Origin of the sequence: Nostoc sp. FACHB-280 (assembly GCF_014697615.1) — a bacterium.
Classification (GTDB): domain Bacteria; phylum Cyanobacteriota; class Cyanobacteriia; order Cyanobacteriales; family Nostocaceae; genus Nostoc_B.
This window is the reverse complement of the sequence record NZ_JACJSD010000019.1, coordinates 82,048-104,518: the sequence shown is the minus strand read 5'-3', so window position 1 is coordinate 104,518 and position 22,471 is coordinate 82,048. Positions and strand designations below refer to the sequence as shown.

At 41.1% G+C, this 22,471-nt stretch carries 18 protein-coding genes; 13 read left to right on the top strand and 5 right to left on the bottom strand.

What is annotated here, in order from left to right; genetic code table 11:
* The first annotated feature begins 387 nt into the window (after positions 1 to 387).
* From nuoH to H6G75_RS15855, 9 genes are all read left to right on the top strand, one after another.
* Positions 388 to 1,506, top strand: a complete 1,119-nt coding sequence (nuoH, locus tag H6G75_RS15895; protein ID WP_190980991.1) for an NADH-quinone oxidoreductase subunit NuoH — start codon at positions 388 to 390, stop codon at positions 1,504 to 1,506.
* Between the two features lie 93 nt (positions 1,507 to 1,599).
* Entirely contained in the window at positions 1,600 to 2,175 is a 576-nt protein-coding gene (gene ndhI, locus H6G75_RS15890; protein WP_190980990.1) for an NAD(P)H-quinone oxidoreductase subunit I, read from the top strand.
* A 230-nt stretch (positions 2,176 to 2,405) separates the two neighbouring features.
* The gene (locus H6G75_RS15885; protein WP_190980989.1) at positions 2,406 to 3,005 is read left to right on the top strand and encodes an NADH-quinone oxidoreductase subunit J; all 600 of its coding nucleotides are present in this window, start codon (positions 2,406 to 2,408) and stop codon (positions 3,003 to 3,005) included.
* Between the two features lie 151 nt (positions 3,006 to 3,156).
* Positions 3,157 to 3,462: an NADH-quinone oxidoreductase subunit NuoK gene (gene nuoK / locus H6G75_RS15880; RefSeq protein ID WP_006199065.1), complete on the top strand. Its 306-nt coding sequence runs from the start codon at positions 3,157 to 3,159 to the stop codon at positions 3,460 to 3,462.
* Between the two features lie 6 nt (positions 3,463 to 3,468).
* Positions 3,469 to 4,389 carry an NAD(+) kinase gene (locus H6G75_RS15875; RefSeq protein WP_190980988.1) on the top strand — a complete coding sequence of 307 codons (921 nt, stop codon included), beginning with the start codon at positions 3,469 to 3,471 and terminating at the stop codon, positions 4,387 to 4,389.
* A 289-nt stretch (positions 4,390 to 4,678) separates the two neighbouring features.
* Entirely contained in the window at positions 4,679 to 4,972 is a 294-nt protein-coding gene (locus H6G75_RS15870) for a hypothetical protein (protein ID WP_190980987.1), read from the top strand.
* Positions 4,973 to 5,150: 178 nt separating this feature from the next.
* Positions 5,151 to 6,323, top strand: a complete 1,173-nt coding sequence (locus H6G75_RS15865; protein WP_190980986.1) for a sigma-70 family RNA polymerase sigma factor — start codon at positions 5,151 to 5,153, stop codon at positions 6,321 to 6,323.
* An 80-nt stretch (positions 6,324 to 6,403) separates the two neighbouring features.
* Entirely contained in the window at positions 6,404 to 7,546 is a 1,143-nt protein-coding gene (locus tag H6G75_RS15860) for a DUF1822 family protein (RefSeq protein WP_190981023.1), read from the top strand.
* A 73-nt stretch (positions 7,547 to 7,619) separates the two neighbouring features.
* The gene (locus tag H6G75_RS15855) at positions 7,620 to 8,087 is read left to right on the top strand and encodes a DUF4870 domain-containing protein (RefSeq protein ID WP_190980985.1); all 468 of its coding nucleotides are present in this window, start codon (positions 7,620 to 7,622) and stop codon (positions 8,085 to 8,087) included.
* 10 nt (positions 8,088 to 8,097) lie between these two features.
* On the opposite strand, the gene H6G75_RS15850 is transcribed toward H6G75_RS15855, so the two are convergent.
* Positions 8,098 to 9,756: a sensor histidine kinase gene (locus H6G75_RS15850; protein WP_190981022.1), complete on the bottom strand. Its 1,659-nt coding sequence runs from the start codon at positions 9,754 to 9,756 to the stop codon at positions 8,098 to 8,100.
* Between the two features lie 668 nt (positions 9,757 to 10,424).
* On the opposite strand from H6G75_RS15850, the gene H6G75_RS15845 reads away from it, so the two are divergent.
* Together H6G75_RS15845 and H6G75_RS15840 are read left to right on the top strand one after the other, a co-directional pair.
* Positions 10,425 to 11,201 carry a nucleoside phosphorylase gene (locus H6G75_RS15845; protein ID WP_190980984.1) on the top strand — a complete coding sequence of 259 codons (777 nt, stop codon included), beginning with the start codon at positions 10,425 to 10,427 and terminating at the stop codon, positions 11,199 to 11,201.
* 253 nt (positions 11,202 to 11,454) lie between these two features.
* Entirely contained in the window at positions 11,455 to 12,024 is a 570-nt protein-coding gene (locus H6G75_RS15840) for a TIGR02281 family clan AA aspartic protease (protein WP_190980983.1), read from the top strand.
* A gap of 90 nt (positions 12,025 to 12,114) precedes the next feature.
* On the opposite strand, the gene H6G75_RS15835 is transcribed toward H6G75_RS15840, so the two are convergent.
* From H6G75_RS15835 to H6G75_RS15825, 3 genes are all read right to left on the bottom strand, one after another.
* The gene (locus H6G75_RS15835; RefSeq protein WP_190980982.1) at positions 12,115 to 14,409 is read right to left on the bottom strand and encodes a response regulator; all 2,295 of its coding nucleotides are present in this window, start codon (positions 14,407 to 14,409) and stop codon (positions 12,115 to 12,117) included.
* Between the two features lie 21 nt (positions 14,410 to 14,430).
* Entirely contained in the window at positions 14,431 to 14,889 is a 459-nt protein-coding gene (locus H6G75_RS15830) for a response regulator (RefSeq protein ID WP_190980981.1), read from the bottom strand.
* Between the two features lie 234 nt (positions 14,890 to 15,123).
* The gene (locus tag H6G75_RS15825; RefSeq protein ID WP_199337890.1) at positions 15,124 to 17,082 is read right to left on the bottom strand and encodes a CHASE3 domain-containing protein; all 1,959 of its coding nucleotides are present in this window, start codon (positions 17,080 to 17,082) and stop codon (positions 15,124 to 15,126) included.
* Between the two features lie 294 nt (positions 17,083 to 17,376).
* Here H6G75_RS15825 and H6G75_RS15820 point away from each other — a divergent pair, with 294 nt between their 5' ends.
* Entirely contained in the window at positions 17,377 to 17,844 is a 468-nt protein-coding gene (locus H6G75_RS15820; protein WP_199337889.1) for a hypothetical protein, read from the top strand.
* 64 nt (positions 17,845 to 17,908) lie between these two features.
* Here H6G75_RS15820 and H6G75_RS15815 read toward each other — a convergent pair whose 3' ends face one another.
* Positions 17,909 to 19,018: a Gfo/Idh/MocA family protein gene (locus H6G75_RS15815; RefSeq protein ID WP_190980980.1), complete on the bottom strand. Its 1,110-nt coding sequence runs from the start codon at positions 19,016 to 19,018 to the stop codon at positions 17,909 to 17,911.
* 198 nt (positions 19,019 to 19,216) lie between these two features.
* Between H6G75_RS15815 and H6G75_RS15810 the strand changes: the two genes are divergently transcribed.
* On the top strand, positions 19,217 to 22,378 hold the full coding sequence (locus tag H6G75_RS15810) for a PAS domain S-box protein (protein ID WP_190980979.1): 3,162 nt from the start codon (positions 19,217 to 19,219) through the stop codon (positions 22,376 to 22,378).
* Positions 22,379 to 22,471 lie beyond the last annotated feature (93 nt).

Below are 22,471 nucleotides of genomic sequence, written 5' to 3'. Positions count from 1 at the left end.
GCATCAACCCCCCATTTAGGGAATCAGAAATCCTATAAGCAGCAAATAACCGTTGCCAGCATGGAAGCGGCAGTTTTTTGATGTTTGCTTGTGCTAGGGGCGATGAAGTCAAAAGATAAAAGGCAAAAGTAAAAAGCTGAAACTCTTTTGTCTTTTGATTTGTTCATCCCCCATAGTGAATACCAATCCTACCTATAAGCAGAAGTTCTTGTATAGCTACAGGGACTGAAAACCATGCAACGATATACTAGGCATGGGAATATGGCAATAAATCTTCAATCAGGAGTCATCTCAGAAAGGCTGAAGGCTGAAGTTTGAAGCAGAAAATTCATACTTCATACTTCACACTTCACACTTCATACTTCAAATGACCTAAAGAGCGGAAACATGAACTCAGGAATTGACCTTCAAGGAACGTTTATTAAATCCCTGACGGATTTAGGACTACCGGCAGGCACAGCCAAAGCAATTTGGATGCCATTGCCAATGATCCTGATGCTGATTGGGGCAACAGTGGGTGTATTAGTGTGTGTATGGCTGGAACGCAAGATTTCAGCAGCAGCACAGCAGCGAATTGGCCCTGAATTTATTGGGGCTTTTGGTTTACTTGCTCCAGTCGCCGATGGTTTAAAGTTGGTGTTTAAGGAAGACATTGTACCAGCTCAAGCCGATCGCTGGTTATTTACCCTTGGCCCAATTATTGTTGTACTGCCAGTATTTCTGTCTTATTTGATTGTGCCGTTTGGACAGAATATCGTCATTACAAACGTTGGTATGGGGGTCTTTTTGTGGATTGCCTTGTCCAGCATTCAACCAATTGGCTTGTTAATGGCAGGCTACGCATCCAATAATAAATACTCCCTCTTAGGAGGGTTGCGGGCAGCAGCGCAATCTATTAGTTATGAAATTCCGTTGGCGCTGAGTGTGCTGGCGATCGCTATGATGTCTAACAGCCTCAGCACCATTGATATCGTCAATCAGCAATCTGGTTACGGCATTCTCGGTTGGAATATATGGCGACAACCAGTCGGCTTCCTCATCTTTTGGATTGCCGCTTTAGCAGAATGTGAACGCTTACCTTTCGACTTACCCGAAGCCGAAGAAGAACTCGTAGCAGGTTATCAAACTGAATACGCTGGCATGAAATTCGCTTTGTTCTACCTCAGTTCCTACGTGAACTTAGTGCTTTCTGCTTTATTAGTATCAGTTTTATATTTAGGCGGTTGGGATTTTCCTATTCCTGTTAGCACCATCGCTAGTTTGTTAGGTGTCAGTGAAACTAATCCTGTCTTACAAGTAGTCACTGCCGGTCTGGGTATTACCATGACCGTACTCAAGGCCTACTTCCTAGTGTTTATCGCCATCCTCTTGCGCTGGACAGTACCCCGTGTACGCATTGACCAACTCTTAGATTTAGGATGGAAGTTTTTGTTACCAGTGGGTTTGGTTAATCTCCTATTAACCGCCGCCCTGAAATTAGCCTTTCCCGTCGCTTTTGGTGGATAGTCAATTGTCATTAGTCATTGGTCATTAGCAAAGAACAAATGACCAAAGACAATTGACAAAGGACAAATGACAAAAAAGAGAGAGTGAAACACAATGCTAAAGTTCCTGAAGCAAGTTGGTGATTACGCCAAAGAAGCAGTACAAGCTGGTCGTTACATCGGTCAGGGGCTATCTGTTACCTTCGACCATATGCGGCGGCGACCCATTACCGTACAGTATCCTTACGAGAAACTAATTCCAGGCGAACGATTTCGCGGTAGGATTCACTATGAATTTGATAAATGTATCGCCTGCGAAGTCTGTGTACGTGTATGTCCCATTAACTTACCTGTAGTTGATTGGGAATTTGAAAAAGCTAGTAAAAAGAAAAAACTCAAACACTACAGCATCGACTTTGGGGTTTGTATCTTCTGTGGTAATTGTGTGGAATACTGCCCCACCAACTGTCTATCCATGACAGAAGAATACGAACTTTCCACCTACGATCGCCATGAACTGAACTATGACAGCGTAGCTCTCGGCCGTCTGCCTTACAAAGTCACTAATGATCCAATGGTGACACCGCTACGTGAACTGGTTTATCTACCCAAGGGCGTACTTGAACCTCATGGTGTCCCCGCAGATGCACCCCGCGCTGGCGCACGTCCAGAAGACCTTGCAGAAAAATAAATGTCATTTGTCATTTGTTCTTTGTCCTTTACTAATGACAAATGACCATACCAATTTTAGATTTTAGATTTTAGATTTTGGATTATTTTCCGTTCAAGCCCCCAGATCACTTAATGGCAAGTGCTTACAGTAGGAAAATTACTCTATAAGGGTTCAACAGAACAAATCTAAAATCATCAATCTAAAATCGCAAATCTAAAATCCAAAATCGTTTGACTGAGGATAAAACAGTGAATCTAGCGGAAGGTGTACAAATTATTTCGTTTGGCGTGTTGGCTGTAATGCTGATTGGGGCAGCACTGGGTGTAGTGTTGTCTTCCAGCATTGTTTATTCTGCCTTTTTGCTAGGAGGCGTGTTTATCAGCATCGCGGGAATGTACCTGTTGCTGAATGCGGACTTTGTAGCAGCCGCTCAAGTGCTGATTTATGTTGGGGCGGTTAACGTGTTAATTTTGTTCGCCATTATGCTGGTGAACAAGCGGCAAAATTTTGCGCCATTTCCTAGTGCTGGTGTGCGGAAAGTACTCACAGGTGTAGTTAGTATTGGGCTATTTGGCTTGTTGAGTGCAATGGTTTTGGCAACCCCTTGGGCATACTCCACTACGCCTGTAGCTGGCGAAAGTTCGATAGTGTTGATTGGTGAGCATTTCTTCAGTGACTTTTTATTGCCCTTTGAACTGGCTTCTATTTTGTTGCTGATGGCAATGGTAGGCGCAATTATTTTAGCGCGGCGTGAGTATCTGCCAGATCAAGTTTCACAGTCAACTGTTCTAACTTTGCCAGAACGCCCTAGAGAACTGGTATCAGCAGGTAGAGACAGCCAAGAGTAAATTTTCCATGACAACGAGAAATCATGGTTTAGTCCAAGGGTGCAGGGGTGTAAGGGTGTAAATATTCAACACCCTTACACCCTTATACCCTTACACCCAACCTCAACAAAAGATTTACAGCCAGCAAACTTTACAAGGAATACTAGGATTCATGCAACTTCAGTACTTTTTATTACTAGCCGCCGCTTTGTTTTGTATCGGCATTTATGGTTTAATTACCAGTCGTAATGCTGTACGGGTGCTGATGTCAATTGAGCTACTGCTAAATGCTGTTAACTTGAATTTAATGGCATTTTCCAACTTTCTTGACTCAACATTAATTAAAGGCCAAGTATTTACCGTATTTGTCATTACTGTGGCTGCTGCCGAAGCGGCGGTAGGTTTGGCGATCGTTTTGGCCATTTATCGCAACCGTGATACCGTCGATATGGAGCAGTTTAATCTCCTGAAGTGGTAATTTTGCGTGCAACTCAAGCAGGTAATCATTGCTTATAAGGCGCGAGATTCTCAAAGTAAACGCTGGGCAGAAATTTGTGCCAAGCAACTAGAAAATCGCGGTTGTCATGTACTGATGGGGCCTAGCGGGCCAAAAGATAATCCTTACCCGGTATTTTTGGCATCGTCTAATCAACCAATTGACATGGCTTTAGTACTCGGTGGTGATGGTACTGTTTTAACTAGTGCCAGACATTTAGCCCCAGCTGGTATCCCCATTCTTGGAGTGAATGTGGGCGGTCATCTGGGCTTTTTAACCGAGTCTGTAGATGAATTTCAAGATACTGAAAAAGTGTGGGATCGGCTGTTGGAGGATCGTTATGCCATTCAACGGCGAATGATGCTACAAGCCGCAGTGTATGAAGGCCATCGCACGAATTTAGAACCAGTCACCGAACGCTACCTAGCATTAAATGAATTTTGTGTTAAACCCGCTTCTGCCGATCGCATGATCACCTCTATCCTAGAAATGGAAATTGATGGTGAAGTCGTCGATCAGTATGTAGGAGACGGGTTGATTATTTCTACTCCTACAGGTTCTACTGGTTATACTGTTTCGGCTAATGGCCCCATCATGCACGATGGTATGGAAGCTGTCACCATTACTCCGATTTGTCCTATGAGCCTCTCTAGCCGTCCCTTGGTGTTACCGCCTGGGGTAGTGGTAAGTATTTGGCCTTTGGGCGATTACGATTTAAGTACTAAATTGTGGATGGATGGAGTGTTATCTACTTCCATTTGGCCTGGACATCGCGTTGATGTTAGGATGGCTGAGTGTCGAGCTAAATTTATTGTCTTACGCGAAAACAATTCCTATTATCAAACACTGCGCGAAAAGTTACTCTGGGCAGGTACAAGGGTTCGCTACAGTAACAATCATCGTAATTGATTGACAGTCCCCAGTTGTTTTGGGGTAACTCTCAGCGTTTGATCTCAGGTAATTGCATCAAAATTAGTAATTTTATGAACTTCTAGCCCCTGAATAAATTCGGGGGTTTTTTGTGTTCACCGAAATTTTTAAGTGCGATCAACTCACGCGAGCATATCTGTTCCATTCTCAAACATCCGGTACTTTCCTGACGCAAGAATGAGCCTTATAGTATTGTTGACAGCAAAGTTATGGGTAAATTAAGCGCCGGCTTTTTTATTGTTTTACACCCAATCTTGATAGATAAACTTTGTACATAAGCCTAAAAAAAATCCCCCAGTGGTGGCAGCCGCCAGGGGAGTTAGTTATCAGGGTGCATCTACCAATTACCTGTTCTGTTGCTACTGCCCTTGAACCGGATAAAATTCTGCTCATTTTAGGAAATCAAGCCAAAAAAAATCCCCCAGTTGGTATAAACCAGCTAGGGGAGTTAGTTATCAGGGTGCATCTACCAATTACTTGTTCTGTTGCTACTGTCCTTGAACCGGATAAAATTCTGCTCATTTTAGGAAATCAAGCCAAAAAAATCCCCCAGTTGGTATAAACCAGCCAGGGGAGTTAGTTATCAGGGTGCATCTACCAATTACTTGTTCTGTTGCTACTGCCCTTGAACCGGATAAAAATTGTTCAAAATTTCCTAATCTGGCGAAAAATTATGCAATGGCCTTGTAGTAAAGTTTGTGCAGGCTTCGTTATTTTATCGGTCGACGTGTAATTTTTTTATGCAACCTCGACAAAGTATTATTGAAATTTTTTCAACTTTTGTGCAGTTTGAAGGCGATCGCTTCAGCCGATGGGCGACGGAATCACGCTTGCGTCGCAACATTCAAAGTTGTCTTCAGCAAATACCAAAAGAAAATTCGGAATATTTTTGGGTGCTGTATTGGTATAAGTTTTGGCAAGATTCAGCCGCCGCAGCTTTAGCGAAACAACATCTTACAGCTTATTTACAAGAACCTTGTTATTGGATATCGCAAAAAACCTGTGCAGCTTTCGCTAGTAGCCAGTTTAAATTGTCTGATTGTTTCCAAATTGCGATCGCACAAGTTGAACTTGTCTTAAAAAATTTTAATCCTTCCCAAAGCAGTACTTTAAAAAACTACGCCAGTCTAATTTTTAGTACTGCTATCCGCGAAACTTTGCGTCAGCGTCAAGAAGTTGATATTTGTAGTGATTGGGGTTTGTTACGCAAAACCAGTCAAAAGCGGTTGGCAGAATCTTTGCAAAATGCTGGTTTATCTCCTGAGACAATTCACGCCTATATTTTGGCTTGGAATGGGTTTAAAACTTTGTATGTTCCCAGCAAAGCAGGTAATTCTCGCCAATTATCTCGCCCAGATGATGCCACTTGGGAAGCGATCGCAAAATTCTACAATTCCCAAACCACCCAACCTGCTAATTCTCAAACTCTGGAAAAATGGTTACTCAGTGCGGCAAAAGCTGTCCGCAAATATCTTTATCCCACCCCAGATTCTCTGAATGTTTCTCTAGGCGGTGATGATGGATTTGAGTTATTGGATAATTTACCGGGAACGCAAGAATCATTAATTAACGAAATTATCGCCCAAGAAGAAGCACAAGCTAAAAGTCAACAGCAAAGTGAGATTAACCAAGTATTATCAACTGCGATCGCTCAATTAGAAGCACAAATTCAGGAAATATTGCAACTATACTACGCCCAGCAACTCAATCAAGATGCGATCGCCAAACAATTAGATATCAAGCAGTACACTGTTTCCCGGCGACTAACTAAAGCTAAGGAGGTTTTGTTGCGTTCTTTAGCTAATTGGTGCCAAGATAGCCTGCATATTTCTCTGACATCAGACTTACTTAAAAGTATGAGTGCTGTGATGGAAGAATGGCTACAAAATTACTACAGTCCATCTTCTAGCTAAATTCTTTGTAGCCTGTGCGGGAAAGAGAATGTTCCCTAGTAGCGCCAAAACAAGCCAAACCTTTCCCTGGAGAAACTGTGATGACTGTTACTTTTGCTAATTCTACAGACTTAATTTTAGAGATTCCCGAATTTACCCAAGGTAGTCAGGCTTTTTCTCATCCCAGTGCGGAATATCAAGCTTATTTGAATGAACTTTGCCTGAATGCTGTCTTACCTTGGTTACAGGAGGACTTTACACCACAGGCAAAGGTTTGGCCAACTACCACTGCATTATCCAGTTTTTGGGAACTGGTAAATGGAACTGCTGTTACAGTAGATGCAACGAGGTTTATCTTAGTTCCCAGTGAAAATATTGATTGCAGTGAATTACGTGTACCCCAAGAATGGATAGATTTACCGAGTTGGGTGGGAGATTATTATTTGGCGGTGCAAGTAGAACCAGATGCAGGCTATGTCAGGGTTTGGGGTTATTGTACGCACACGCAACTAAAGCAGCAGGGGAATTATGATCCAGGCGATCGCACCTATTCTCTGAACGCTAGTGAGATAATTACTGATATCAGTGTTTTAGCTGTGGCGCGGGAATTCTGCACGTCCGAAGCAACACGCACCCCCGTTGCAGCAATTCCCACCCTACCACAAGCCCAAGCCCAAAACTTAATTAATCGCCTCGGTAATGCGGAAGTCATCACCCCTCGGTTAGCGATTCCTTTTCAACTGTGGGGTGGGTTAATTGAACATAGCGGTTGGCGACAAAATTTATATGAACGCCGGATTAATTTACCCGAACAGCGTTCTGTGTTGCAATGGTTAGAAAGTGGTGTATCGCAACTTGCCCAAGCAATTGGTTGGGAACGTTGGAATTTAGAATTAAGTGCGGCGGCGCGGAGTGTCGAAGATAGACAAACTGAGGCAAATATATCACGGCAGTTAGCGATCGCTGGACAAATCTACGAACTGACAATTATCCCCCAAGGCGAACCTGACTCACCTTATTGGCGGTTTGAGTTGCGTAACGCCACAGTCGGCGCAGCCATCCCCGGTGGTTTTAAACTGCGCCTGCTAACAGAAGACTTACAGCCATTTCCCAACAACGAAGATATAGCCACAACCGCAGTCGAACAACTGTTTGTCGAAGTAGCTTTAGAACCAGGGGAAGGTATCGTCTGGGAAGTAGAACCTTTACCCGAAAATTATGAGCGAGAAATACTTAAATTTTAAACTTTTCTCCTGCTAGTTTAAAGGTAGTGTGGTAAGTAGAGATTCTATTTATCCATCTCCTCATTCACAAGCCATGAGAAAACAAGTCCAAAAACAAATGCGTACATGGGCGATGTTATGTCATCTTTCGGCTTTAGTAGCATGGCTATTGTTATTTGGATTGGTTTTTCTGGGCATTCCCTTGTATTTACCATTGAATATTTTATTACCCTTAGTCATTTGGCGATTGAAAAAAGCTAAATATCCTTGGATTGACTTTCAAGGTAGAGAATCTTTAAACTTTCAAATTTCCTTAACTTTGTATACTTTGGTGATAATTATTTTTTCGTTACTACTCGTTCTGGGTAGCTGTGGTATTGCCATCACAACTAATGGTGCAGTGAATGAAGTCAAATCTGTTTTAGATGGCTTACTTCTAGTTTGGACTTTCTTAATTATCGCCTTACTTTTATTACAATCATTTTTAGTTACATTTGCTGCTATTAAAGCTTATCAAGGAGAACATTATCGCTATCCTTTAACGATGCGAATTTTGCGGTAACAATTATAAGTTATATAATATTCGGGTAATTCCCTCTCCTCTGCTCCTCTGCTTCCTCTGCTCTCTCTGCCGTCTTAATAGGAATCTCAATCACAAATTCTGTACCCTTGCCTGGATAAGAAATACATTTAATATTACCTTTGTGCTTATCTACAATAATTTGGTAACTAATAGATAATCCTAAACCAGTACCTTTACCCACAGGTTTAGTAGTAAAAAATGGGTCAAATAGTTTACTTTTAACTTCCTCTGGTATACCAAAACCGTTATCTTTAATGTGAATAATTATATATTCTTCATTTTTAACTTGAGTTTGAATCTGAATGTAACTAGCCTGTTGTTCAATCTTTTGCTTGGAGTTTTCTACTTCCTTTTCGCGTAAAGCATCAATAGCATTACTAAGTAGATTCATAAATACCTGATTTAATCCGCCTGCATAACATTCAACGAGAGGTAAATTATCACAAAATTCTTTGATAATTTTAATTTCTTGCTGACCAGTCTTACCTTTTAGGTTATGTTGTAGAATCAACAAAGTACTGTCAATGCCTTCATGAATATCTACAGGTTTCATGTCAGCTTCATCCAGACGCGAGAAGTTACGCAATGTTAATACAATTTCGCAGATACGATCAGCTCCAACTTCCATTGAGGATAAAATCTTTGGCAAATCATCCAGAATAAATTCTATATCTATCTCTTTGATCGCAGCATTTATTTGGAAATTGTTACCAGAATATTCTTGTTGATATAAATTGATTAAATCCATTAATTGCTGAGTATACTCCCGCGCATATTTTAAATTACCATAAATAAAATTAACAGGATTATTAATTTCATGAGCTACCCCAGCCACCAGTTGACCAAGAGACGACATCTTTTCTGTTTGAATCAAATGTAATTGGGTGTTTTTTAATTCTTGTAAGGTTTGTTCTAATTCAATATTTTTTTGATTTAATGTTTCTGTTCTAGCTGCAACGTTTGTTTCTAGCATCAAATTAGTTTCTTCTAAAGCAAGTTGAGCTATTTTTTTAGCTTTTAAATATTCCTGCAATAGTCTCAGTACTAACCGCCAGGCGGGAATTAGCAATATTAAACTGACAATAGAACCTAAAACTGCCCAAAATATTTTTTGGCGATATTGAGTAACTTGTTGTTGTAATTGTAATGATATATTCAATCTTCTTTTCGCAACACCATCAGCATAAATTTGCTTTTGAGTTTCATATTCGCGGCTAGACAATAGTTGTTGTGCTGCCTGCTGTTTATTCTCCTTCACTAAATCAAAAGATTGATATTCCATTTTAACTAGCTGCTGATTAGCTACATCAATTTTTTGAGCATCTTCACTTTTATATGCTTGAGGTGCTAGTTTAATAGATTCTTGAATTGCCGTATCCAGTTTTTGTTCAAATCGATGATAGCGTTTTTCCCACATGATGTTACCTGTGACAGCATTCATCCTGGCTGACATAGTTAATACTTCATCAAGATAAATAATTTCGTCACTCAGTTTTTGTAATCTAAATTCATTTTTAGTAAGATTATTGAAGTTATAATATGCTTGCCAATTCAGCCAAATTTGAGGAATAAATAAGAGTAAAGTTAGTAGGACTGTTACAGTAACTAGTTGGGTAGGCGAAAATCTCTGTTTATGAGTCACATACATTAGTCTATCCACAAGATTTTTAGATAAATTTTCTTGGATTGATTATTTTTTGCAAATAATGTCATTCTTGATTACTCAAAAGTAATCTAATTTTATAAATATTGGGTTTTTCGGTATTTGTCCAGTTTTGTTGAGAAATATATTCTATTTTTTATCTACAACAGAATGAAATTGAATTTTTACAAAGTATGGGTAGGATTACTAAGATTAAAAAATCTGCTTTGATTTATTAAAATAAAATTTTTTAAATAAAACGTTACAAATCGTTGAATTTAAGCTGCAAAACTCAATATCAGGAAGAACAGAAAAAGAAGTAACACAAGTTTACTGAGTTTTTTTAGAAATCAAATATGATTCCTATATATCATTATTTATATAATTATTATCTTGTTGTTAGCTCCCAGTTGCGGGATTAATCTTAGCCAAATGCCTACAACCAATACTATAGTAAGGTAGAAATTTAATTATTACCTAAGCGATCGCTGGAGGAATTTTGTCGCTGGGTGTATCGGCTTATGGGCAATGCTCAATTTATCTATCCTCAATATCTAGCTGACAACATCAGGAATTTGCTCGGGCATTACTAGACAGGTATTGTTCTCAAGCTCCATAAATACTAATTGACAATTTTGTCTAAGTATAAATTGTTTCGATTATGTGAAATTAGTATGACAAATAAACGCTTTTATCACATTGGTTTTGGGCAAGAGGATTTAGGGAAATCGCCGCCTGAGATTGCTTTATTATCGGGCGATCGCGATCGCACCCGTCTCATTGCCGAAAATTATTTACAAGATGTGCGTTTATTATCCCAAAATCGGGGTTTAGATAGTTATTTAGGCTATTTACCCAATCATCGCCCTATCTTATCTACAACTAGTGGGATGGGTGCGCCTTCTTTAAGTATTGTGGTGAATGAATTAGTGCAGGTGGGAATCCGGCGAATTATTCGCATCGGGACTTGTGGCTCAATTCAACCTGATGTACCAGTCGGCAGTATTGTAATTAGTAGTGCGGCTTTATGTCGTCAAGGTGCAGCTAATGACATTGCACCTATAGAATATCCAGCGGCGGCTGATCCGTTTTTGACAGTGGCTTTAGTCAAGGCTGCACAAGAGTTAAAGTTTGAGCATTATTTAGGAATTACGGCATCTGTTGATACTTTTTATGAAGGACAGGAACGCATTGATTCAGCAAATCCCTATGTAATGCGATCGCTGCGGGGAATTACGGAAGAGTATCGGCGATTGAATATTTTGAACTACGAAATGGAATGCGGCACATTGTTCAAAATGGCAGGTGTGTATCAATTTGCGGCGGCGGCTGTTTGTGGTGTGGTGGCGCAACGCACTGTTGATGAGGGGATCGTTTTAGAACAAAAAGATGTTGCAATAGAAAATGCGATCGCTACTGCTATCCATGCAGTCACTCATTATTGTGTCTAGCTTTAAATATTACCTCAGTAGATTTATGGACTCTTCATTTAATCTTTAAGTTAGCGTTTCCTCAATCTCGATAATATAGATTTATTAGGTAAAAACTTCATAGTTTTAGATATTAATGAATCCTGAAAAATACCGGATTCCACTAGTAAAGTTATTGCGTAATCAGGGAAATTGTGCAACTGCAAAAATCAATCTGAAATTTTAATAAAGAATTTATTTTTCCTATTTATCAACAATCGGAGAACCTCCTCAAATGAACTGTGCTTGGAAACGGGCAATTACTAATATTAACGTAGCGTTGATTTTAGTAATGCCAACGCTGATATTCGCAGCATTGACACACCGGGTAGTAGCAGAAGATAAAGGCACTTGTTTTATGGTGACTGCATCTGGAATGACGGTGGAGTTAACCAAGCTTTGCAGTGATGCTCAGAAAATCAACACAACTTCTGGGGGTAAGGTTTTTCGGATACCTATCAAACGTCACTTTGGTAGAACCCCAGTGATTGATGTCACCTTTAATAACCAAAAAACCTTTGAAATGATTGTGGATACAGGTGCTAACGGAACCTTAATTACCCAAGCAATGGCAAATGCTTTGCAAGTTAAACCCACAGGTACGCTGCAAGCGCAAACTGCTGATGGTAGCCAAGTACAATTTCCTACAGGCAAAGTGCAGTCTATCTCTGCGGGTGGGATTGTAGCCAATAATCTGGAGGTGGCGATCGCATCCAAAGCAGGTATCGGCTTACTTGGTCACGATTTTTTTGGTAACTATGACATCAAAATTTCACAAACAGCCGTGGAATTTCATACGCGCTAAATTAGGCAGGAGTGGGGTAAAAGACTTCTACCTTCTGCCTCCTGCCTTTTGCCTCCTGCCTCCTGCCTTCTGCCTCCTGCCTCCTGCCTTCTATGATTTAACTAATTGAGTAATCAGCCTAACTAACTCATTCGGCTCGACTGGCTTAGAGGAGTGCATTTGAAAACCAGCCAAAAGAGCTTGTTCCTTATTTAATTCTCCCGCATAAGCTGTGAGGGCGATCGCCGGCACTTGCCCACCTTTTTCTGGGGACAGACTTCTAATTTGGCGCATCAGTGTATAACCATCGACATCGGGCATTCCAATATCAAAGACGAGTAAATCTGGTCGTAATTGGTTAAAAGCCAAAAGTGCTTCCGTCGCCGATGCAACTGCGATGACTTCTGCACCACACTCTTTGAGCATAAAAGCCACGACTTCGCGTGAATCTACTTCATCATCTACTACTAAGATCCGAATACCTGTTAACTCTTGGTAAATATCAGACTGTTCATTACTTGGAGATTGCTGAGTCTGATTTTTGATTAACGGTATTCTCACAGTAAAGATAGCTCCTTGCCCTTCTCCTGGGCTGGCTGCCCAAACTGCGCCACCATGTAACTCTACCAAATGTTTGACAATTGCCAGACCCAATCCCAATCCACCAAATCTTCTGGTAGTTTGGCTGTCTGCTTGCCGAAAGTAGTCAAAGACATAAGGCAAAAAATCAGGGCTAATTCCTTGCCCTGTGTCAATGACTTGAATTTGCGCTTGTCTGCCAACTTGTTCTAGGCGGACTTCTACACGACCGCCAGCAGAGGTAAACTTCACTGCATTAGAAAGCAAATTCCAAACTACTTGCTGTAAACGTACAGGATCACCCAAAACAGCACCAACATTTGGTGATAAAGTTGTCTGGATTTGAATACCTTTGGCTTGGGCTGCTAAGTGTACAGTTTCCAAGGCTGCGGAAATTACCGAACTCAAATCTACAGCAGCAATATTCAGGCTGAGTTTACCCCGCAGAATTTGTGAGATATCTAGCAAGTCTTCTATGAGTTGAGCTTGTAACTTCGCATTGCGCTCAATAGTTGCTAAAGCTTCCGCTCTTTTGGCTTCGGTGAGTTTGTGGCTAGTGAGTAACTTAGACCAGCCCAAAATTGGATTGAGTGGCGATCGCAATTCATGGGATAAAATAGCGAGAAATTCATCTTTAACTCTATTAGCCGCCTCTGCTTCTTGGCGTGCTGTTTGTTCTCGTTGCAACAGTTGTTCTCGCTCTTGTTCTGCTTGCTTGCGTTCTGTTAAATTAACCACAAACGCAAAACCATCAGTTTGAGAACCTTCTCGAAAAGCACAGCCTATGAGAATAGGAACGCGATAACCTGCTTTGTGAATGTAATATTTTTCTACGGGCGTAGAAATTCCAAATTGCTTTAGTTCTTCAATTATCTCTAAATCTTGCTCGTTATATTCAGACGAGGTGATATCTGTCCAACGTAAACTGCCTGTTTCTAGGTCTGCTCGTGTGTAACCTACTAACTGTAAATAGGCATCATTAGCTGCGGTAATATTGCCATCAATATCCCAAAAACAAATCCCCATTACATTTGATTCAAATAACCACCTGAACCTAGCTTCACTCTCCAGGAGAGCTTTTTCGGCATACTTGCGCTCAGTAATGTCTTCAATAATGCCATCAATGATTCTAGTATTGCCGTTAGTAGTAAAAGTTTGACTAATCCGTACCCAAATTTCACTGCCATCGATGCGGTGTAACAATAATTCCCGCTCCCGCCCATCTCCATTCGTTCTCAGTTGTTGCAAGAGTCGGGCATAGTCTTCTGATGAAAAATAAGGTTCAAGGGTTTCATTGACATGAATTTCAGTTAATGAATTTAAACCCAGCAGTTGTAAAAACGCCGTGTTAGCTTCTAGTACAATTCCATCGGCTGTGATGCGGTAAACTCCAACTTTAAGTTGATTGAGTAGGGTTTGAAAGCGCGTTTCTAACCTCTGCATTTGGCGTTGAGTTGTAGCTTGCTTGAGTGCTAGACGTACCGCCACAGGTAAACGCATATAGTTAGTGGGAGACTTGATGACATAGTCATCCAAGCCCGATTTCATTGCCTCCACAGCAATTTCTTGTGAGCCACTGTTAGTGAACATCACTACAGGTATTTCTGGATAGCGCCTTTTGATCTCCCGCAGTACTGTTATGCCATCACTCCAACGTAGTTCATAGTCAGTAATTACTACGTCAAATTCTCCGGCTGACAATGCCTGCTCAAGCTCTTGTGGGCGATTAACTTGCTGGAACTGAAGGTCGGCAAACTCTCGCTCTAAGGCATGAATTGCCAGCAAGCGATCGTGGGGATTGTCGTCAATCAGGAGAATGCGTAACATTGGAATTAATAATTAATTAATTTAAGAAGTACCCAGTTCTGGTTTTTGGTTAAAAACCAGCCAATGTTGGTTAATAATGGTGACAATTTCCACTAAATTATCGAAAGCTACAGGTTTAACCATGTAAGCATTTGCACCTAAGTCATACAGATGATTAACATCTGTATATTCTTGAGAAGCTGTCAAAACAACCACTGGCAGACGCTTAATTCCCGGTTGTTGTCTTAACCAAGTTAAAACCTCAGCGCCAGAACGACGCGGCAATTTTAAATCGAGCAAGATTAAGACTGGTAATGGATAAAGGCTGCGATCGCTATAAGATGATTCTCCAGAAAGGTAAAGTACTGCTGCATCCCCATCATGTACTACTTGTAGTGGGTTAGTAATGCCAGCTTTCCGAAACGCTCTCTGCACAAGGAGAATATCTTGGGGATTGTCTTCTACTAGTAAGATTGTTTCCCCTGTGGATAAGGTATTCATTGGTCTGTTGTAGCTTTTGAGCGAACAACCCAAAAATTATATGTATGTATTGATTTATACTTAAATTCTAGTTGATTCTTCATATAGTTCACTCCTTATGCTCATAGACTGCTATGTGAGGCTGCATAATATTTGAGACCCACTTATGATCATCCTGAGCAATTTCTGAGTTTTTGTCTTCTACCGCAGGAGTTATCGAAGTTACATGAAAGAAATCCCCTACGTAGATAGTCATTAACTATCTATGGTGTCTTGGCGGTTACGAACAGCTTTTGGTAAAGCAATCCAGAAGCGGCTACCTGTATTTAGCTGCGATTCTACTCCACACAAACCGCCCATCCGCTCTAAGGCTTTTCGCACGATCGCCAGTCCAATGCCTGTACCAGGATAAACTTCTATGCCGTGGAGTCGTTCAAAAACCCGAAAAATCCGCTCTTGATGTTCTGGTGCAATGCCAATGCCATTGTCGAAAATCCACAACTTGATCCAATGAGTTCCTTCCTGAATATACTCTTCGGAGTATATCTGCACTATAGGTATATCATTGGGCTTAACAAACTTAATGGCATTACTCAACAAATTGGTTAGCACTTGTACTAGGGTAGAGCGATGAGCCAGAACCTGCGGTAAAGAATTGTCAATTTTAACTTGTGCTTGCTGTTCTTTAATTTGTGCGTCTAATTGTTTAAGTGCTTCGCCAACTACAGTATTTAAGTCAACAGGTAGAATTTGAATTTGGACACGAGCGAGACGGCCATAACTTAGCAAATCGGTAATTAAGGTATCCATTTGCAACGCACCCTCAGCAATGTAGTTGAGATAGCTTTGACCAAAGGAATCTAGTTGAGTGCTGTAATCTTCTAGCAGAGCTTGGGCAAAACCTTGCATAGTACGTAGGGGAGCGCGTAAGTCGTGAGAAACAGTGTAGTTAAAAGCTTCTAATTCTTGATTAACTTCCTCAAGTTGGGCAGTACGTTGTGATACTCGCTGCTCTAATTGAGCGGCATAATCTTCGAGTTGTTGGCGGAGTTGAGATTGTTGAATTGCGATCGCTAATTGTGCTGAGACTTCAGTGGCAATTTCGACAATTTCACTACTAAAACTGGAACCTTGAGATTGAGCCAGAATTACTTGACCAATCACAGTATCTTCCACCTGCATTGGGATAATTAAACAACTATTTAACTCTGTAGCCAGCAGTTGTTTGACAATTGGCAAATATTCATTGTCTGCTGAAAAAATTTGTGGTGTTTGTAGAACTTCTACAGGCGTAAAATCGGTAATTGGCAGTGTAGTACCTTCAGCCAGTAGTAATTCGCCATCAGCATTTCCTGCAAGCACTTCGGCTATTTTGTTTTCAAAATTAAACAAGATAGAAAACGCTTGTTGGCAATTTATCAGTTGACGCAATCTGCCCAAACCATTTCTAATAATTGTGACATTCGGTTGAGCGGATAAAATTGCTCGGTCAATTTGATGCAAATCAGCCAAGCGTTGAGCCGAACGTTGAGCTTTTTGTGTTTGCTCAATCGCAGTTTTCAAAGCATTTTCATAAGTTTGTGATACCTTATATATTTGTTGACGAATGTAATAAGCAAAAGTTACCCCAATAACCAATGCCAAAATTATGCTAGTTGCACTTACTTGTTGTGCTGTGTAGCGAGCAGTTCGGCTGCGCTGGTTGCGTAGTTGTTCTTCTGTAGCAATAAAATCTGAGATTTGCTGGCGCATTGCATCCATCTTCTGTTGACGCACCTCAAATGCTACCAAAGGTTCAACTTTACCTAGCCGACGACGGATTTCTATTGTTCGAGAAATCAAACGATTCCACTCTTGAGATTGCAACTGGAGTTGCTTGACACGTTCAACTTGGGGAGGATTATCTGTAACCAAATTTTTTAATTCTAAAAAAGCAGCATCAATAGTTGATTGAGCTTCTTGGTAAGGTTGCAGGAAATATTCCTTGCCGGTAATAATGTAACCGCGTGATCCTGATTGTATATCCAGCAATAAGTTGTGGGTGCGGTAAGCCTGGGTAATTACCTGATCTGTATGATCTACCCATTGCAGTGCTGAGAGTAGGCGGTTGACTTGCCAAAGGGAAACCCCAGCAAATAACAATAAGAGAACGCTGGGAAGGGCGATCGCACTAGTTAGCCGACGATGGAAGATAGACTTAGCAATTTGCAGCATAATATTTATGCTAATGGCTTTGTTTGCAAATTCGCACAGTTTAGTAATGGGTGCGATCGCTAACTAAATGCTTGATTTTTGCCAATTGCCCAAAATTTTTCTCCAATTTCAGCATTAATACTCAATTTTTAACCTCATCTTAATAGCTAGTAGACATAATAAATTATGTGTCTAACTATGCAAACTCAAGAAGTCATTTTGATTTCAACCAAATACTATCAAGATATAATGTTTTTGACTAATTTTTAGTTAAAAAAGTCACATTATTGATTAACTCGCAATCACTTTGGAAATATGCAAACAAAACATTTAGCTTCATTATTAACCCTGGGTATGGCATTAACAACTATACCTGTTATGCCATCTCATGCCCAAGAAGCAAAAATCCCAACATTGTATCAGTTACAAAACCCGCAGATCAAAGTTACTTACTCAACAACTAGCTTTACTGGTAAGCCTCTTCTAGACTACAAAGACAGACAACAAACTTTACACTTTTCTGGAGATGAAATTCGGACTACAGAAACAGAAATTGGTCAATTAGTAACAGTAACCATCCGCAGGACAGTAGATACTGGCTCAACTACATTTAGTTTGCTTTTACCTGCGGTCAATCTAGGTCAACGTAACGAAGCCAAAATTGAAACTAAAGGTATTGTCACTATCAACCGTTTTTCACCAATCCCGGCATTTAATCAAGGGCAGACACAGACATACATAGTTACGCCGCTATCTGGTACGGCAAAAGCCGTGGTATTTTAACGTAATTTGTTGGTGTTCTGAAGCATTATGATATATGGGGAGTAAAATATTACTCCCTTAACTCTTAATTTTCCAGATAAGTATCCAAACTAGGGACATCTACCCAACTGCTATTTTGATGAGATTGATGGGATAAATCCATTAATAATTGGGAATAAACTCCTTCGCGTAAGGATGGGACGACTGACTGCTTTTGGTCAATTCCTTGCAACCATTGGTCTACTACCCGAATGAATGCAGAAATGCGGCCGTCGGTGAAGTTTTGGGTGAACATTAACGACTGAGGAATTTCAATTTCTGTGAGTGGTTGTCCGATTTGAGAACCCCAAACGCGAAAACCGTGGATGTAGTCTTTTTGATTTTCGCTGCCTAAGACTAAGGTACCGCGATCGCCATACACCTCTAACCAATGGGTGCGCGGTGCGTGAACCACTGCACTAATATTCAGTTGACAAGGTGTCCCATCGGCTAATTCCAGGGATAGTAAACAATTATCATCGGTTTCCACCGGCTTGAGTTGATTAGTACTGGGGTCAAGGCGGTTGGGGATGGCTGTACTTAAATAAGCACTTAATCTGCGGACTGGCCCAAATAACCAATAAATATAATCAAAAGCGTGGGAACCCAAAGACCCCAATGCACCACCGCCCTGTGCTTGAGACGAATACCAATTCCACGGGCGAGAAGTATCAGCGCGAGAAGAACCAAACCAATCAATTTTAATCAAGCGTTTGTTACCGACATAATCCGATGCTAATAAATCTGCAAATAATTGCCAGCCAGGAACAAAGCGAAATTCAAAATCTACTACCGCAGTTACTTGATTTGTAATTGATAACTGATATAATTCTTTAGCTTCAGTTGCATTTAAAGTTGTGGGTTTTTCTAATAATAAATGTTTACCTGCTTTTAGTACAGTTTTAGCCATTTCATAATGCAGAAATGGTGGTGTAGAAATACTAACTGCTTGTACTTCTGGGATGTTGACAATATCAGTAATAGTAGTACAAGCATGAGGGATTTTATGGGCATTTGCAATGGCTTGGGCTTGATGAATATCCCGATGATAAACAGCAACTACATTAGTTCTAGGATGGGCAAGCAACCCAGGGATATGAACTTTTTGACCAAATCCAGTCCCAACTACAGCCACACCAACTGCATTTTGATTCATGGTTAATTCTGCACCTCTAAATTAAATTTAACAGTAGCAAGATTATTTACATTAATCATCTTGAATAACTATCACAATATAATACGATAGTGATGACATTCATTACACCGGAAACTTCGGCGATCACTCTGTAATGAATACTTGTTTTAGATTGTGGCTTGGCTGTTATTTCGCTGTTTCTCCAGCGTAATTGATGTTATGACTTGTGAAGATCCTGTTGTCTCGCCTGTAAATGGATTGGCGTTATCCGAAGAAGCCTTTTTCTTTGAGCGATCGCTTGATCTGCTGTCAGTAATCGGTCTGGACGGATACTTTCGGCGAATCAACCCGGCATTTACTCAAATCCTTGGTTACTCAGAAGCAGAATTTTTAGCCCGTCCTTTCTTGGATTTTGTGCATCCAGACGACCATGTTGCCACCTTGGCAGAAATGGAGAAAGTCAAGACAGGTATACCCACACTCAATTTTGAGAATCGTTACCGGACAAAAGATGGAGATGATCGCTGGCTAGAGTGGACAGCATCACCACAAGTTAACAGGGGTGTAATTTACTGCGTGGCGCGAGACATCACCCAGCAAAAACAGACGGAAGTTACCCTACAACAAAGCAACCAGGAACTAGAACAGCGCATTGCCGAACGGACTGCTGAGTTAGAACAGGTAAATGCCGCACTGCGGGAGAGTGAAGAACGCAACCAATTAGCAATGGAAGTTGCCCGGATCTATACCTTTGAATGGGATGTAAGCACCGATGCAGTCAAGCGATCGCCTCAATGTGGTGTGATTTTAGGGTTAACTCCATCATCAGCGCAACAAGACACAGGCACAAATTTTTTTCAGCGTGTCCATCCTGACGATCGCGATCGCTTTATCGGAATTATACAGACACTCACACCTGAGAATAGCAGTTACAAAATTACCTATCGACTAGTGCGCCCAGATGAGCAAATCATCACCTTCGAGGAAAGTGGACGCGGATTTTTTGACCAGCAAGGACAGTTAATTCGCCTGATTGGGATCACGGCAGACATCACAGAACGTCAGCGACTAGAAGCTGAATTAGAATCAAGTCGGGCAACTTTGCAACAGCAATTAACGGAAATTGAAACTATCTACCAGTCTGCCCCAATTGGCTTGAGTGTTCTCGATTCTGACCTGCGGTATGTGCGAATTAACCAGCGATTAGCAGAAATTAATGGGTTTTCTGTAGAAGAACATATTGGGTGTACAGTGCAAGAGTTACTCCCTGATCTTGCCAATGCAGCCGAACAATTAATCCGTCCGATTTTTGACACAGGAGAACCATTACTTAACGTCGAAATTCGTGGGGAAACTCCCGCACAACCGGGAGTAGAACGGGTTTGGTTAGAAAAATTTTTGCCGTTGAAGGACGGAGAACGTGTGATTGGTGTCAGTATCGTTTGTGAAGAGATTACCGAACGCAAACGCACCGAGGAACAACTACGCCAGTTCAAATTACTCATTGAGTTGTCTTATGAACCGATACTGGTGTGGCACTTGGATGGAGGGATTGTTAGTTGGAATCAGGGTTGTGAGCAACTGTACAGTTATACCAAAGAACAAGCAATGGGGCAGAGTAGCCATACTTTACTCCAGACAATTCACCCTTTACCTCTAGCGGAACGTCTTGCCATCCTTGAACGCGATCGCCAATGGACAGGAGAGTTAAAACATACCACAAAAACTGGACAACAAGTAATTGTAGAGAGTCGTCAGCAATTAATTGAAACGAACGGACAGAAACTAGTTTTAGAAACAAACCGCGATATTACCGAACACAAAAAATCCGAGTTAGCCCTGCGTCGTTCGGAAGAACGTTATCGCACCCTGTTTAAGACGATGGAAGACGGTTTTTGTGTAATTGAAATGTTGTTTGATGAAAACAACAAACCAGTTGATTATTGCTTTTTAGAAATTAACCCTGCTTTTGAGCGAGAAACCGGACTTAAACAGGCAGTTGGTAAAACAGCGCGGCAACTTCTTCCTAATTTAGAAGAATTTTGGTTTGACACTTATGGCAGAGTTGCCCTTACCTGTGAACCTGTGCGCTTTGAAAATGGCTCTGAAGTTATGAATCGCTGGTTTGAGGTTTATGCCTTCCCCATTGAACGGGCAGAAAACCGTAAAGTTGCCATTTTATTTAAGAATATTAGCGATCGCAAAGCCATAGAAGCCCAGCAAGAAAAATTATTTCAACAGGAACAAGCCGCACGGGAAGCCGCCGAACGCGCCAATCGGATGAAAGATGAATTTTTAGCGATTCTCTCCCATGAATTGCGAACGCCCCTCAACCCGATTTTGGGTTGGGCAAAAATACTGCAATCACCCAAGATGAATGCCGAAAAACTCCAGCATGGCTTAATTACTATTGAGCGTAATGCCAAACAACAAGCGCAACTAATTGATGATCTCCTCGATATCTCCCGCATCATTCGTGGTCAACTTTCCCTCAGTTTTGGAGTTGTGAATTTATCAGAACCCATCACTGCGGCTTTAGAAACTGTGAATTTAGCAGCACAGGCAAAAGCTATTAAATTAGAGGTACGGCTTCAGACATTAGAAGCTTATGTGAGAGGGGATGCAGTCAGATTACAACAAGTTATCTGGAACTTACTGTCAAATGCCATAAAATTCACCCCCAACGGTGGACAGGTGACAGTACAACTCACTGGTATTGATAGCCATGCACAAATTCAAGTTAGTGATACTGGTAAGGGCATCAAACCAGAATTTCTGCCTTATGTATTTGAATTATTCCAACAGCAGGATAGTTCAACAACTCGCAGTTTTGGGGGGTTAGGACTGGGTTTGGCGATCGCGCGTCAAATAATTGAAGCACATGGAGGGATTATCAATGCCACCAGTGCCGGAGAAGGGCAAGGGGCAACCTTTACGTTAAAGTTGCCCTTAATGTCTGCGTCAAATCTCCATACCCCTGATGACTCCAACTCTCCAACACTAACCATAGAAAATCTCCGCGTGGTTGTGGTCGATGATGAACCTGATTCCCTAGAACTGGTAAAGGTTTTACTGGAACAAGAAGGCGCACTTGTCAAAGAAGTATTATCTCCTAACAAAGCCCTGCCTTTGTTAGCCACAACACCATTCGATTTGTTGATCAGTGATATCGGAATGCCAGATATGGACGGCTACACTTTTATTCATCAAGTGCGTCATCTACTACCGCAATTTAATCGAGAGATTCCTGCGATCGCTTTGACTGCTTTTGCCGGGGAGACAAATCAACAGCAAATCCTCGCGGCGGGATTTCAAGCACATCTAGCTAAACCAATTGAACCGCAACAACTATTAGATGCGATCGCCACAGTAATCTCTTGATAGTACATCTCTCAAAAAATGATGTATTGCAGGGGACAGGTAATAGGTGACAGGTGACAGAGTTAAAAGCTTTATGATGTCTAAGTCTCATGA